This is a genomic window from Pseudomonas sp. SWRI22 (assembly GCF_014268395.2).
Classification (GTDB): domain Bacteria; phylum Pseudomonadota; class Gammaproteobacteria; order Pseudomonadales; family Pseudomonadaceae; genus Aquipseudomonas; species Aquipseudomonas paracarnis.
Genome location: NZ_JABWQK020000002.1, coordinates 148,587 through 163,272 on the forward strand (window position 1 = coordinate 148,587; position 14,686 = coordinate 163,272).

General features: G+C 60.5%; 13 protein-coding genes. 4 read left to right on the top strand and 9 right to left on the bottom strand.

Going from position 1 to position 14,686, the window contains the following annotated elements; all coding sequences use genetic code 11:
- Window positions 1-263: 263 nt before the first annotated feature.
- Window positions 264-1,787: a fumarate hydratase gene (locus tag HU730_RS18025; RefSeq protein WP_034128606.1), complete on the bottom strand. Its 1,524-nt coding sequence runs from the start codon at window positions 1,785-1,787 to the stop codon at window positions 264-266.
- A 216-nt stretch (window positions 1,788-2,003) separates the two neighbouring features.
- Between HU730_RS18025 and HU730_RS18030 the strand changes: the two genes are divergently transcribed.
- Window positions 2,004-2,945, top strand: a complete 942-nt coding sequence (locus tag HU730_RS18030) for an iron-sulfur-binding ferredoxin reductase (protein ID WP_186527675.1) — start codon at window positions 2,004-2,006, stop codon at window positions 2,943-2,945.
- Between the two features lie 211 nt (window positions 2,946-3,156).
- Here the strand turns inward: HU730_RS18030 and pyk are convergent, their stop codons facing one another.
- The gene (gene pyk, locus HU730_RS18035) at window positions 3,157-4,608 is read right to left on the bottom strand and encodes a pyruvate kinase (RefSeq protein ID WP_003193904.1); all 1,452 of its coding nucleotides are present in this window, start codon (window positions 4,606-4,608) and stop codon (window positions 3,157-3,159) included.
- A gap of 173 nt (window positions 4,609-4,781) precedes the next feature.
- Between pyk and HU730_RS18040 the strand changes: the two genes are divergently transcribed.
- Complete coding sequence (locus HU730_RS18040) at window positions 4,782-5,156, top strand: hypothetical protein (RefSeq protein WP_003193903.1); 375 nt, start codon at window positions 4,782-4,784, stop codon at window positions 5,154-5,156.
- A gap of 221 nt (window positions 5,157-5,377) precedes the next feature.
- The gene (locus HU730_RS18045) at window positions 5,378-5,737 is read left to right on the top strand and encodes a PilZ domain-containing protein (protein ID WP_034134388.1); all 360 of its coding nucleotides are present in this window, start codon (window positions 5,378-5,380) and stop codon (window positions 5,735-5,737) included.
- A 52-nt stretch (window positions 5,738-5,789) separates the two neighbouring features.
- Here HU730_RS18045 and HU730_RS18050 read toward each other — a convergent pair whose 3' ends face one another.
- The 6 genes from HU730_RS18050 to HU730_RS18075 are packed head-to-tail and all read right to left on the bottom strand — an operon-like array spanning window position 5,790 to window position 12,460.
- A complete protein-coding gene (locus tag HU730_RS18050; RefSeq protein WP_054897653.1) occupies window positions 5,790-7,121 on the bottom strand; it encodes a DUF58 domain-containing protein in 1,332 nt (443 codons plus the stop codon).
- 7 nt (window positions 7,122-7,128) lie between these two features.
- Window positions 7,129-8,124, bottom strand: coding sequence for a MoxR family ATPase (locus HU730_RS18055; protein ID WP_186527676.1), 996 nt, complete (start codon window positions 8,122-8,124; stop codon window positions 7,129-7,131).
- The gene (locus HU730_RS18060; RefSeq protein ID WP_186527677.1) at window positions 8,121-9,278 is read right to left on the bottom strand and encodes a DUF4350 domain-containing protein; all 1,158 of its coding nucleotides are present in this window, start codon (window positions 9,276-9,278) and stop codon (window positions 8,121-8,123) included. The genes HU730_RS18055 and HU730_RS18060 overlap by 4 nt, the downstream gene beginning before the upstream one ends.
- Window positions 9,275-10,804 carry a DUF4129 domain-containing protein gene (locus tag HU730_RS18065; RefSeq protein ID WP_186527678.1) on the bottom strand — a complete coding sequence of 510 codons (1,530 nt, stop codon included), beginning with the start codon at window positions 10,802-10,804 and terminating at the stop codon, window positions 9,275-9,277. The genes HU730_RS18060 and HU730_RS18065 overlap by 4 nt, the downstream gene beginning before the upstream one ends.
- Window positions 10,791-11,771: a stage II sporulation protein M gene (locus tag HU730_RS18070; protein ID WP_186527679.1), complete on the bottom strand. Its 981-nt coding sequence runs from the start codon at window positions 11,769-11,771 to the stop codon at window positions 10,791-10,793. Before HU730_RS18070 ends, HU730_RS18065 begins: the two co-directional genes overlap by 14 nt.
- A complete protein-coding gene (locus tag HU730_RS18075) occupies window positions 11,768-12,460 on the bottom strand; it encodes an RDD family protein (protein WP_054918403.1) in 693 nt (230 codons plus the stop codon). The genes HU730_RS18070 and HU730_RS18075 overlap by 4 nt, the downstream gene beginning before the upstream one ends.
- Window positions 12,461-12,627: 167 nt before the next feature.
- On the opposite strand from HU730_RS18075, the gene sbcB reads away from it, so the two are divergent.
- Entirely contained in the window at window positions 12,628-14,055 is a 1,428-nt protein-coding gene (sbcB, locus tag HU730_RS18080; protein WP_186527680.1) for an exodeoxyribonuclease I, read from the top strand.
- A gap of 90 nt (window positions 14,056-14,145) precedes the next feature.
- Here sbcB and mvaT read toward each other — a convergent pair whose 3' ends face one another.
- Window positions 14,146-14,520 carry a histone-like nucleoid-structuring protein MvaT gene (gene mvaT, locus HU730_RS18085; protein ID WP_019821235.1) on the bottom strand — a complete coding sequence of 125 codons (375 nt, stop codon included), beginning with the start codon at window positions 14,518-14,520 and terminating at the stop codon, window positions 14,146-14,148.
- Window positions 14,521-14,686: the final 166 nt, after the last annotated feature.

Below are 14,686 nucleotides of genomic sequence, written 5' to 3' on the forward strand. Positions count from 1 at the left end.
CGCAGGCTTGAATCCGTGGGCCGCCGCCACGCGCCATCCATGGCGCGGGGCGGCTAACCCGGCGTCCTGCCGGGTTACCCACGAATTCAAGCCTGCGTTCGGCCAGCGTGGTTTAACGGGGCGCCTGGGATCAAGAGCAAGAGCAAGAGCAAGAGCAAGAGCAAGAGCAAGAGCAAGAGCAAGAGCAGTTCCCTTGCTTCAGGCATAAAAAAGGCGACTGGGCCATGGGGCCGCAGTCGCCTTTATGCTTGTGGAGAAGGCGCTTACTGCACTTCTACCGCCAGGCTGTCACTGATCTTTTTCTGCCAGATGGCAGGACCGGTGATGTGGACGGATTCACCTTTGCTGTCCACTGCAACGGTGACCGGCATGTCTTTCACGTCGAACTCGTAGATGGCTTCCATACCCAGTTCGGCGAAGGCAACCACGCGCGACTTCTTGATGGCCTGGGCCACCAGGTAAGCGGCGCCGCCCACGGCCATCAGGTACACGGCCTTGTGGTCCTTGATCGCTTCGATGGCGGTCGGGCCGCGCTCGGACTTGCCGATCATGCCCAACAGGCCGGTTTGCTCGAGGATCTGACGGGTGAACTTGTCCATCCGCGTCGCGGTGGTCGGGCCCGCCGGGCCAACCACTTCTTCGCGCACCGGATCAACCGGGCCGACGTAGTAGATAAAGCGGCCCTTGAGGTCCACCGGCAAGGTTTCGCCCTTGTTCAGCATCTCGACCATGCGCTTGTGCGCCGCGTCGCGACCGGTAAGCATCTTGCCGTTGAGCAGTACGGTTTCGCCCGGCTTCCAGCTCTGCACTTCTTCCGGAGTCAGGGTGTCGAGGTTGACGCGGCGGGCCGATGGGCCAGCTTCCCAGACGATTTCCGGGTAGGCGTCCAACGATGGCGCTTCCAGCGACGCCGGGCCCGAGCCGTCGAGCACGAAGTGCGCGTGGCGGGTGGCGGCGCAGTTGGGGATCATGCACACCGGCAGGGACGCGGCGTGGGTCGGGTAGTCCATGATCTTCACGTCGAGCACGGTGGTCAGGCCACCCAGGCCCTGGGCGCCGATGCCCAGTTGGTTGACCTTCTCGAACAGCTCCAGGCGCATTTCTTCGATACGGTTCTGCGGGCCGCGCTTTTTCAGCTCGTGGATGTCGATGGACTCCATCAACACTTCCTTGGCCATTACTGCGGCTTTCTCGGCGGTACCGCCGATGCCGATGCCGAGCATGCCCGGTGGGCACCAGCCGGCGCCCATGGTCGGAACAGTCTTGAGCACCCAGTCGACGATCGAGTCGGACGGGTTGAGCATGGCCATTTTCGACTTGTTCTCGGAGCCGCCACCCTTGGCCGCCACGTCCACTTCCACGGTGTTACCCGGGACGATGGAATAGTGGATGACCGCAGGGGTGTTGTCCTTGGTGTTCTTGCGGGCGCCGGCCGGGTCGGCGAGGATCGAGGCGCGCAGGACGTTTTCTGGCAGGTTGTAGGCGCGACGCACCCCTTCGTTGATCATGTCGTCCAGGCCCATGGTGGCGCCGTCCCAACGCACGTCCATACCCACGCGCACGAACACGGTGACAATACCGGTGTCCTGGCAGATCGGGCGATGGCCGGTGGCGCACATGCGCGAGTTGATCAGGATCTGGGCGATGGAGTCACGGGCTGCCGGCGATTCTTCGCGCAGGTAGGCTTCGTGCATGGCCTGGATGAAGTCAACGGGGTGGTAATAGGAAATGAATTGCAGGGCGTCGGCAACGCTCTGAATCAGGTCGTCTTGCTTGATCACGGTCATGAGTCGCGCTCCTCTATAAGGGAACATTCAATAAAGATGGCGCCAGTGTTGCATCGGTCGGCTGAAGCCATCTTTCCAAGGCACGCCAGAATGGTGCAGGCGCGACGCTAAAAAGGCGCGGCAGTATAACCCGGCACGGTGGCCGATACACCCGACTATGGTCAAACTGTCGCAGGCATGATTCCCTGTGCGCGCTCCTTATGATTGAGTCTTTATATGCCTGAACTGTACGTCGGCGAACGCCACTGGTCTGTATCCCTCGGCAGCAACCTGCTGGATGCCTTGAATCAGGCCGGCGTGGCCGTGCCCTTCAGTTGCAGGGCCGGCAGTTGCCATGCGTGCCTGGTGCGTTGCGATGGTGAGGTTGACGACCAGCAGCCCGAAGCCTTGAGCCCGACGCAGCGCCAGCAAGGTTGGCGCCTGGCGTGCCAGTGCCGGGTCAGTGCGGACCTGAAGGTCGAAGCGTTTGACCCTCAGCGCGATGGCCTGCCCGCCCAGGTGGTGGGCGCCGATTGGCTGAGTTCGACGGTACTGCGCCTGCGCCTGCAACCGGAACGTGCCCTGCGGTACAACGCCGGGCAGCATCTGGTGCTGTGGGCGGGGCAGGTGGCGCGCCCCTATTCTCTGGCGGGCTTGCCCCAGGAAGAGCCGCACCTGGAGTTTCATATCGACTGCCGTCAACCCGGTGCATTCAGCGATGCGGCGCGACGGTTGAAGGTCGGTGATCCTTTGCGCCTGGGTGAACTGCGGGGTGGAGCACTGCACTATGACCCTGACTGGCAATCGCGGCCGTTGTGGCTGCTGGCTTCCGGTACTGGCCTGGGGCCCTTGTGGGGGGTGTTGCGCGAGGCGCTGCGCCAGGATCACCAGGGCGACATTCGCGTGATTCACCTGGCCCATGAGGCCGAAGGTCATTATCTGGCTGAACCCCTGGCAGCCCTTGCCGCCCGGCATGGGAACCTGACCGTGGAGCTATGGACCGCGGCGCAGTTGCAGCCGGCATTGGCGCAACTGCGGCTGGTTTCCCGGCACACCCTGGCCTTGCTTTGCGGGCACCCTGCCAGCGTCGAGGCCTTTTCCAAGCGCTTGTTCCTGGCGGGACTGCCGCGTAATCAATTGCTGGCGGATGTGTTTCTATCCCGCCCTTTCACTTTATGAAAAGCCTGCTCAAGTCGGTATCGGAGTTTATCGCCGGGTGCTGATGACGCCATCGCAGGCAAGCCAGCTCCCACAGTAGACTGAGTTGTCTGACTATTGTGGGAGCTGGCTTGCCTGCGATGAGGCGCTGAAACTCAACACAGTGGCCTGCACTGAAATGCAAAAAGCCCCGCCATTCACATGGCGGGGCTTTTGTTTTTCAGCCTGTCACTCAGACCTGCGGGTCGCCCACATGCAGGATCTTCATGCCATTGGTGCCACCGGTGGTGTGGTAGCTGTCGCCCTTGGTCAGGATGACCCAGTCGCCTTTCTCCACGACGCCGCGTTTGACCAGCTCGTCGATCGCCTTCTGGCTGACTTCGTTCGGTGCCAGCGACGCCGGGTCGAACGGGATGGTGTACACGCCACGGAACATAGCCGCGCGGGCCTGGGCTTCGCGGTGTGGGGTGAAAGCGTAGATAGGCACCGAGGAACGGATGCGCGACATGATCAACGGCGTGTAGCCACTTTCGGTCAAAGCGATGATCGCTTTCACGCCCGGGAAGTGGTTGGCGGTGTACATGGCAGCCAGGGCGATGCTCTGGTCGCAGCTTTCGAAGACCTTGCCGATGCGATGGCTGGAGGTCTTGCTGGTCGGGTGCTTTTCGGCACCGACGCAGATACGCGCCATGGCCTGTACGGCCTCCAGCGGGTAAGGGCCGGCGGCACTTTCAGCCGAGAGCATCACGGCGTCGGTGTAGTCGAGTACGGCGTTGGCCACGTCGGACACTTCGGCACGGGTCGGCATCGGGTTCTGGATCATCGACTCCATCATCTGGGTCGCAACGATCACCGCTTTGTTGTGACGGCGTGCGTGCAGGATGATCTTCTTCTGGATACCGATCAGCTCGGCGTCACCGATTTCAACGCCCAGGTCGCCACGGGCAACCATCACGGCATCGGAGGCCTTGATCAGGCCGTCGAGGGTTTCATCATCGGCCACGGCTTCAGCACGTTCGATCTTCGCTACCAGCCAGGCGGTACCGCCGGCTTCGTCGCGCAGCTTACGGGCGTATTCCATGTCGGCGGCGTCGCGCGGGAAGGACACGGCGAGGTAGTCCACTTCCATTTCGGCGGCGAGCTTGATGTCGGCCTTGTCTTTTTCAGTCAGGGCCGGCGCCGTCAGGCCACCACCGCGACGGTTGATGCCTTTGTGGTCGGACAGCGGGCCGCCGATGATCACGGTGCAGTTCAGTTCGGTCGGCGTGGCAGTGTCAACGCGCATCACCACACGGCCGTCGTCCAGCAGCAGTTCGTCACCGACGCCGCAGTCCTTGACCAGGTCCGGGTAGTCGATGCCCACCACGTCCTGGGTGCCTTCGGTCAGCGGGTGGCTGGTGGAGAAGGTGAACTTGTCACCGATCTTCAGCTCGATCCGCTTGTTGGTGAATTTGGCGATACGGATTTTCGGGCCTTGCAAGTCGCCCAAGAGTGCAACGAAGCGGCCATGCTTGGCGGCGAGGTCACGCACCAGCTTGGCGCGAGCCTTGTGCTCGTCCGGGGTGCCGTGGGAGAAGTTCAGACGGGCGACGTCCAAACCAGCCAGAATCAGCTGTTCGAGGACTTCCGGCGAGTTACTGGCCGGGCCAAGGGTGGCGACGATTTTGGTACGACGGACGGACATGCACGGACTCCTGAGTTCAAGCGCTGGGGAAGGCTACTATGCTCTTTCGTTGTAGTCATTGTTCGTTTGCACTACTTATCGACGATTGGCTTGTTTTGGCGGCGGTTGAATGGGCAAACGCCTTGAAGATTTTCGACCAGGGGTCGATACACTGCACAAGACAGGAGAACCCCATGCGAATTTTGCTCGTTGCTGCCCTGGCCGTCAGTGTTGTCGGCTGTACCCGCTGGTCGATGGACCACCATTTGAACAACGCTTACCGTGCCTATGGGGTCGGTGATTGCCAGCGTGTCACCCTGGAGTTGTCCCAGGTCGATCGCGAGAGCCGAACTCGCCGCTACGTGCAACCGGAGGTTTCGATGTTGCGTGGGCAGTGCCTGGAACGCCAGAAACTCTTTGTCGATGCCGCACAGACCTATCAGTTCATCATCGGCCACTACCCGTCGAGCGAGTACGCCTATCGAGCCCGTGCGCGGCTCGATACCTTGCAGCAACTGGGGCATCTGCCGGCTGCAGGCCTGGCAAAACCAAGGCCTGCGTCGTTGTAAGGGTATTTGTCGCTTCATGGCTGGCCTGTCGCCAGTCTTGCGCTATTCTTTGAATGTCTGTTTGTGCAGTACCCATTCGAACGGATGCAATGCCCGGATTCGGCAGCTGTTTGGTGACAAGCGGTAGCTGTTGTCACACCGAGATCCAGGGAGAGCGAGCGATTGCTTGTTCCGAATCACTGGCACGGCCAGATTTTTGGCTATTGGATGGCGACTTCACCATGTTTACCGAACGACGGATCGAGCGGCATCAACTGCCGTATTTTCTGCAGGTGTTCAATCGTATTACTGACAAGCCAATCGGCTATCTTGGAAATGTGTCTGAAAACGGTCTGATGCTGATCAGCTCGTTACCCATGATGACCGACGTGGATTTCGAGCTGCGCTTGAAAGTGCCGGTGGCGCAGGGCGAGTTCAAGGCAATTGACCTCACGGCAACCTGCTTGTGGAGCCATGAAGATGTCACCCCGCAGCATTACGACTCGGGGTTCAGCGTGCTTGAGGCGCCCGAAGAGTACCGGCACCTGATCAACGCGCTGTTGCAGTACTTCAGCTTTTATCCTTTGCAGGCCTCTGTCTGAATTATGCGTGGGGTCGTGGCCATTTCCTGGCCATGCCCCTGCGCAGTCATCCTCAGAATACCCCGGCCTTTTTCCACTCCAGATAGCGTGTGACCAGCCCGGCACCCAGCGCCGATGGCAAGGTATCCAGCACCGACAGGCCATGAGCACTCAAGCGATCATGGCGTTGGTTGCGGGTGTTGAGGTAATCGATCGTGCCGCTGTAAGCCAGCGCTTCGGGCAGTGTCTGCACAGGCGCCTGGCGTAGTTGGTCGAGGACCTCTTCCCTCAGGCTGGCCACCAGTACCCGGTGATGCCTGCCGATACGCTGGACGGCAGCCATCAGCGCTTCATCCTCCTCATCCCGCAGGTTGGTGACGATGATCACCAGCGCCCGGCGTTTTTGACGTGCCAACAACTGGCTGGCGGCCGCCTGGTAGTCGGCGGTTTTTCGCGTGGTCTGCAGGTCATAGACCGCATTGAGCAACAGGTTCAATTGGCCACTGCCCTTGACCGGCTTCAGGTAGCGCGGCTGGTCGCTGGCAAACGTGCACAGCCCTACGGCATCGCCCTGTCTCAAGGCAACGTAGCTCAGCAGGAGGCAGGCATTGAGCGCGTGGTCAAAATGGGACAGTTCATCATCCTGGCTGCGCATGTGCTGGCCGCAATCGAGCATGAACACGATTTGCTGGTCGCGTTCGTCCTGGTATTCCCGGGCAATGGGCGTTCGTTGGCGGGCGGTGGCTTTCCAGTCGATCTGGCGCAGGCTGTCACCTTCACGAAACTCCCGCAGTTGATGAAACTCCAGGCCTAATCCTCGCCGCTGATGTTGGCGCACGCCCAGTTGGCTGAGCCAGTTATCCACACCCCGCAACTGCGCACCGTATAAACGTGCGAAATCCGGGTAAACACGAGTGGCATCGTGAGTCTCGACCCAGCGTCGTCCCGACCACAGCCCCAATGGGCTGGGCAGCAGCAGTTCGCAGCGACTGAAATGGAAGTGCCCGCGCCGCAAGGGGCGCACGCGATAGCCCAGCTCGGCACGCTCACCGGGGCGTAGTTGAATGGATTGAGGCAGGTTCTCCACAGCCAGGCCATCGGGCACGTGATCGAACACCTGCACGGTCAGAGGTTGCGGGTAGTCGTGCTCCAGGCACAGGCGTATTTCTTCCCAGCGCCCCAGCGCCAGGCTGCCAGGTAATGTTCTGTACACGCGGGCCGAAGGGCGGCGACGCAAGCGTGCAGCATCCAGCATCGCCAGCAGCAACAGGGCCAGCAGCAGGCCCCAGGCTACCGAATGAAAGGTGGCGGGCACTTTGAACTGCAACGCTGCCGAGGCGCCCAACAAGATGTTCAAACCGAGCAGAACGCCCAGCCAGGTCAGCAGCAGACGAGTCGGTTTCATGGCCGCGTCATTGCCTTGGTGCTGCAATCTGGTCGAGTAACTGCTGTAGCACCTGGTCGACTTCCAAGCCGTCGATGTCCAGTTCTGGTGCGATGCGTACCCGGTGACGCAGTACCGCCAGGGCGCAGCCCTTGATGTCATCGGGGGTGACGAATTCGCCACCGCGCAACAGCGCACGGGCACGTGCCCCGCGTACCAGGGCGATGGAGGCCCTGGGGCCGGCACCGATGGCCAGCCCCGGCCAACTGCGCGTGGCACGGGCCAGGCGCACGGCGTACTCGAGCACCTGTTCATCCAGCGGCAGGTCACTGGCAATTTGCTGCATCGTTACTACGTCCGCGGCTTGCAGCACCGTACGCAACGGCTGTACCTCCAGCATGTCGGCCTTGGACGAGCGCGTCACTTCGCGGACCATATCCAGCTCTTGTAGAGCATCTGGGTAGTCCATTCGCACCTTGAGCATGAACCGGTCCAGCTCGGCCTCGGGCAGTGGGTAGGTGCCTTCCTGTTCGATGGGGTTCTGGGTCGCCAGCACCATGAAGGGCTGGCCGATGGGCAACGCCTCGCCCTCCAGGGTCACTTGACGTTCCTGCATGGCTTCCAGCAGCGCTGCCTGGGTCTTGGCGGGGGCACGGTTGATCTCATCGGCCAGCAACAGGTGGGTGAATATCGGCCCCTTGCGCAGTTTGAACTGTTCGGTCTGCAGGTCGTAAACGGCGTGGCCGGTGACATCGCTGGGCATCAGGTCCGGGGTGAACTGGATACGGGCGAAATCACCGCCAAAGCAGCGGGCCAGGGCTCGTACCAGCAAGGTCTTGCCCAGGCCTGGCACGCCTTCCAGCAATACGTGGCCGCCTGCGATCAGGGCGGTGAGCACGTCGTCAATCACAAGGTCCTGGCCAATCACGACCTTGCGCAATTCCACGCGCAGCGCCTGGGCCTGCTGGCTGGCGTGCTGAAGCTTTTCGGCGGTCAGGGTGGTGGCCAGTGGAGAGTCGCTCATAAGGCATTCCTGAGGGTTTGCAGGTGCGCCACCTGTCGGCTGAAGTCGGCGTTGGAGAGCCGCTTCAGCGCAACGGGCTCAAGCGCCTGGCTGATGATGTGAGGGGGTTGTCGCGTAAGGTGTTCCAGCACCTGCCGTTGCCTTGGCGCATCGAGGTGTTCGAACCCGGGATGACGTCGCCGGGCTGCGCGCAGAATGTCGTGTCGCAAGGCTTGCAACAACGTGCCCTGGCCGCTGCGGCGCAATAGGAAGTCCGCGCTGGCCTTCAAGTGTTCCTGCAACTGGCGACGCGCCTTGGGAGCCGGTGCCTGGATCGGGCCTTGGCGCATGCCTGCCTGCCACAGCCCCAGAGCAAGCAGCGCAACCAGGGCGACGAGGGCCTGGGGGAAATAACGGAGCAATAGAGTAAACAGATCGTCTGTGTCGCTGTTGAACAGCAGGGTGACGTCAGTGCCCTGGTTCAGGTACCACAGCAACCAGGCGTTATCATGTTTGCCGATATTGGCGGTTTTCCACAGGTCGCTGTCGGTGATCACCGTTACGTGGCCTTGCCCAAGGTCAAGTTGCATCAGGTGGCTGGACTTGGCGCTGTTGGCGGAAAACTGCGCCAGGTGCTTGGGGTCGGTGAGGTTGAAGTCGGTGTCAAAACTGAAGTACGCCGGGGCGGTTTCGTTGTCGACGTAGAGCTTTGTCAGATCCGGCTTGTTTTTTTTACGCGGTGGCACGGGTTCGTCGAAGGTGTCGCTCAAGGTTTGACGGATAGTGAGGCGATCAAGCAGCAGGTCACCGCTTGTGCCGGCGCCTTCATCCCATAATGCCTCGGCGACCAGTAGCAGGTGGCCACCGGCTTTTGCCCAGCCCAGTAGTTGTTCGACCTGGCGCGGGGTCATGTTGCTGCGCTCCCCCAGCAGCAACAGGCTATGGCCTTTGGCAGGCAGGTCGGCGAGTCGTTCAAGGCCATTGGCGTGCGCCACAACCACGCCTTGCTGGCGTAGAAAGTGCTCGGCGGCCAGGTAAGGGTTGGCGCGTGCCTCTGGCGACGGGCCCCGGTCAACCACTTCGTCGTAGGGAATTGCTTTGTGCCAGGCATATAAGCCGCCCGCACCCAGCAGGCACGCCAACAACAGCGCTGTCCACAATAGCGCGCGATTCATTGGCTCGCTCCTTCACTGAAAAGAGCACGCCAGTCGCTGCACAGTTTTTGTTGGGCTGAAGAGGGCGGCAGACGGTGACCATAGGCCAGGTTTTGCCAGTGGCGCGTCAGTTCGTCGCTGAACGCCAGTAATTGCGGTTGTTGCAAACGATGAACGCGCTCCAGCACCTGCCCCTCGGTATCGGCGCTTGTCAGTGGCAGGTCGAACTCGTGCAACAGCCGGCTGAGCAACCCGCGATACAGCAGGCCAAGGGCTTCCCGGGGCTGGGTGGGCCATAGTTGTTCGGCGGTACTGGCGATGTCTTCGGGCAATGTCTCGGCGCCCAGCTCCAAGCCGAACAACTGAGCGGGAACGGGCGAGGGGGCGGTAGTGCGAGTGGGTCCAAGGCGGCTGACGAACGTGAGCAACCATTCACGGTAACGCCAGAACACCAGGGCCAGGCCGCCAATCACAAGGCTCCAGAGTAGTATTTCCAAGGTTTTGGCGACGTATGTGAAGGTGTCGCTGTTAAGGTTGTCGAGCAGTGCCTGGAGCCAGCCAGGTAATTTGCCGTCGCTCTTGGCCTTGTTTTCAACCGGCGCTTTTTCTTCGCCAAACCGATAGCGTGTGACGGTTTCCGGGTTCTTGAAAGGGGGCTTTTCCAGCAATGCCTGGATGGATTGGCTGGCGGCCTGGGTGCTAAGTGGCTTATGGGCTGTGGCTTCATCTGCCATGGTCGGTGGGCTGATTTGTAGCAGTGCCAGGCCAACGACCAGCAACAACAGCGGTGCAACGTTGTTCAGGCGCTGGCGCAGGCGACGGAATACCAGTTCCAGGTCCCAGGCCTCCAGCACCGTGCGGCGGTTGAGGTACAGGCTGAAGCCACAGGCGACGTAGATGGGTTCCCAGAACACGAGGACCAGGGCATAGAAAGCATTGCTCAGGTGCTCAAGCCAAAGCACGTCCGAGCCTGATGCCAATACCAGTCGTTGCCAGTCCCAGTCCAGTTCAACCTGTTGCGGGATGAAGAGATAGAACAGGGCCATGCCGCCAAACCACAGACCGATTTCCAGGTGTACGCCGATCGTCGTCAGCCAGCGTGCGGCGCCAGCGTTACGTTGCAGCAACACCCCAAGGCGTCGTTGACGTGCGTCACCGTCCAGGCCTTCCAGTTGGCTGACGGGCAGGGTGAAGCTGCGACTCATGCTCAGCCTCCGCCAGGTCAGGCTGGCGAACAGTTGCCCTTTGAGCAACTGCGGCCAATGGCGAATGGCCTGTTTGAGGCTGGGGGGCTCACCAAACAGGGCCTGGGAAAGAATGTACAGCGGCAAGCGGTCGAAGGCCGGCTTGAGCCACCAGAACAGGAACATGACCAGAGACGGGTAACTCCAGAGCAGCACCGTCAACAGGCTGAATATCGGAAGGCTCACCAGCGCCCAACTGTTCATCAGCAAGAAACGGTGTTCCCGGGCCATCAGCACACCCAAGTCCATGGCTTCCCAGGAAGTGCGCGGGCGAATGACTACGCTGGCGTCAGTCAGGCGCATGGCGACTCCGCCCGGCCAGGGTCAGGTAAGCGGCCACCAGCAGCCAGAGGGCGGCGCCTACCGCGTACTTGATCCAGGGCTCAATGCGAGTGGTTGAGGACCAGTAGGCTTCGATAAAGGCGGCGATCAACAGGAACACCATGACACCACAGAGCATCCTTACGCTTTTGCGCGCGGCCAGGCGCAGGGCTTCGCTGCGCGCCAAGCGCCCGGGGGCGACCAGTGACCAGCCCAGTTGCAAGCCTGCGGCACCGGCCAGTGTGATGGCGCTCAACTCGAATGCGCCGTGACCAATGACAAACGACCAGAAGGTCTGGCCATAGCCAATGTCGGTAAGGTGCCCGGAGACCGCACCTATGACCAAACCGTTGAAAATCAGAAAGAACACACTGCCCAGGCCAAACAACAGGCCGGCGGCAAAGGTCTGGAAGGCGATGCCGATGTTGTGCATCACGTAATAGCCAAACATCATCCAGTCTTCGCTGGCGGCACGCTCGGCAGCGCGGCCCAGGCGGTTGGCATCGGGGTTGTACATGCCCTGCATCTCGGCCACCTGCTGGGGGCTGATGATGCTGTAGACCAGGTCGGGGAACAGGTACACCAGCAGGGCGATCCCCGCCAGGCTGCCAAAGAACAGCAGGCCGGCGATCAGCACGAAGCGCCATTGTTCGCGTACCAGGCGCGGGAAGTCGGCGAGAAGAAACGCCAGTATGTTTGCCGTCAGTTGGCTGCGATGACGATACAGTTGTTGATGGCCGCGCAATGCCAGCTGTTGCAACGGATCGACCAGGTAACTGCTGTAGCCGCGCTGCTGAGCCAGGGCCAGATGTTGGCACAGGCGTCGATATTGATGCGGGAAGTCGGCGACATCGGCGGCCTTGGCTTTACCTTGCTCCAGTTGCTTCAACTGCTCGGCGAAGGTTTGCCATTGATGCTGGTGGCGGCTTTCAAAAAGGCTTTGCTTCATGTCGGCCCCAACAAACCACGGGCTACACCGTTGAGTTGCTCCACGGCACGCGGTGCAGGCACCTGCAGGGGCCCTGCGAGGATGGCGGCCAGTTCATGCACCCGTTCGGCCGAGAGTTCCGCCTGGCGTTCGGCGAAACCGAGGATGGCCCGCTGTTCGCTCAGCTCCAGTGCGAATGACAGGCGCAGGGCGGGTGCTTGAGGGATGCTCGGGCGCACCAGCGGCAGCTCGCGGTAGACCACCAGTGTGCCTGCCGCCAGGTCGCCGAGCCGCTTGAAGTGCGGATGCTGCAGGCAACTGATCGCGCCGAGGAAATAACCGAAGGGCAGCATGTCGACAAAACGCAGCAGGTTGCGGATCAATGATGCCGACCAGCCAATGGGCGTGCCGTCATCCTGTACCACGCGCAGGCCCATGACCTGCTTGCCCGGCGAGCAGCCGTGGTTGAGCACTTCGAACAACACCATGTACCACCAGCTCACCACGAACAGCAGCAGCGAACCCAGCCCGATCCCCACATTGCCGAGCAGCGCCAGCGGCACTAGCAGGATCCCCATGATGATCCCTCGCGCGCCCAGGTCGAATGCAAAGGCCAATGCCCGAGAGGGCAGGCCAGCAGGACGCAGGGGCAGGTCGATGCCCTCCGGCGTTTCTATCTGGTAGTGGGTATCCAAAGGCGTTGATGGCATTGCGATCCTTGGCAGTGCGAGGCGACTTGAGAGACACGGATGCTAGCAGTGTCGACGGTGGAAGCAACCATTCGAGGGTTTTCTGGATATTTATACAGTCAGGTATCGCTGGCTCCCAACGCCTTGCAGCGCCTAGACTTTGTCGATCTTCAGCACAGGAATAGCCCGTGACCTCGATTTTCTGGTACGACTATGAAACCACTGGCATCAACCCGCGCAACGATCGCCCGCTCCAGGTAGCCGGGATCCGCACCGACCTTGAGCTCAATGAGGTCGGTGCGCCGATCAATCTTTATTGCCAGCCAAGCGACGATATCCTGCCTCACCCGGCAGCGTGCGCGATCACGGGCATCACGCCGGATGTCCTCGCCGAGAAGGGCCTTGCCGAAGCCGATTTCATGACTCGGGTGCACGCCGAACTGGCCGCGCCAGGTACCTGCGGCGCCGGCTACAACACGCTGCGATTCGACGATGAAATGACGCGCTACAGTCTGTATCGCAATTTTTTCGACCCGTATGCGCGCGAGTGGCAGGGCGGCAACAGTCGCTGGGACTTGATCGATGTGATGCGCACCGCCTACGCCCTGCGGCCGGAGGGCATCAACTGGCCCGAGCAGGACGGGCGTGTGACCCTCAAGCTCGAACGCTTGACCGAGGCCAACGGCATCGACCATGGCCAGGCCCATGATGCGTTGTCGGATGTGCGTGCAACCATCGCCCTGGCGCGGTTGGTCCGGGAGAAACAACCGAAGTTGTATGAATGGTTGTTTCAATTGCGCAGCAAGCAGCGGGTCATGGATCAGGTGCGGTTGCTGCAACCGATGGTGCATATCTCGGGGCGTTTTTCCGCCGAGCGCCATTATCTGGGCGTGGTCTTGCCCCTGGCCTGGCACCCGCGCAATCGCAATGCCTTGATCGTCTGTGACCTGGGGCTCGATCCACAAGGGCTGTTGGACCTGGATGCGACGACGCTGCGTCAGCGTCTTTACACGCGCCGCGATGAGCTAGCCGAAGGTGAACTGCCGGTTCCGCTCAAGTTGCTGCATATCAACCGCTGCCCGGTGGTTGCGCCGTTGAAGGTGCTGCGCCCTCAAGACCTCGAGCGCCTTCAATTGGATAAGGAAGCTTGCCTCGCGCGGGCGCTGCGGCTAACTGACGCACAGGAAGTTTGGCGGGACAAGTTAGCGGCCATTTATGCCGAGGAAGACTTTGCGTCAAACTCGGACCCGGAGCAGCAGCTCTACGAGGGTTTTATTGGTGACCGTGACCGCCGTTTATGTGAGCAAGTTCGCATGGCAGAGCCCGCGCAATTAGCCCGTCAGCAGTGGCCGTTCGATGATCATCGTTTGCCGGAATTATTATTTCGCTACCGGGCGCGTAACTTTCCTGAAACCTTGAACAATGAGGAGCTACAACGCTGGAAGCTTTTCTGTCAGCAACGTTTGTCGGATGCACAGTGGGGGGCGCCGAATACCCTCTTGGCATTTAAGCAGGCGCGTGAGGAGTTGGCGGTTAGTGCTACATCGTTTCAGTGCCAGGTACTGGCGCAATGGCAGGACTATGTGGATTCCTTAGCGGCGCGCCTGAATCTGTAGGCGCATAACTACAGAATATTCAGACAATAAAAAACGCCAGCAAGCTGGCGTTTTTCATGTGTGACGTATCGGGTGAACGTCCGACCGGGCTTAGCCCAGCAGGGTTGCCCAACCTTCAACTACGTCACCGCCCCACTTGGCTTTCCACTCTTTCAGAGTTTTGTGGTTGCCACCTTTGGTTTCAATTACTTCGCCGTTGTGCGGGTTTTTGTACTGCTTGACCTTGCGAGCACGCTTGGTGCCGGTAGTTTTCACAGCGCCACGCGGTGCTTTAACTTTCGACTCTGGATCCAGCAGCGCGATGATGTCACGCAGGGATTTGGAGTATTCACCCATCAGGGTGCGCAATTTGCCTTCGAATTCCAGCTCGGTTTTCAGCTTGTCGTCTTCGGACAGGTTCTTCAAACGGGCTTGCAGCTCTTTGATAGCTTCTTCGGTGGCGCGGTATTCGTTGATCAGTGACATGTGGACTACCTTATGTAGAACGCTGATTGACAGGGTGAGTGGCCTAATAATAGTCAGGCAATTTCATCAAGTAAACATTTAAGACGGTATTTAGGCGAATGACATTGAATGTGTGGGAGAAAACCTGGCCGATGAGTTAATTAGTAAGCGTTATGCGCAAAAGATA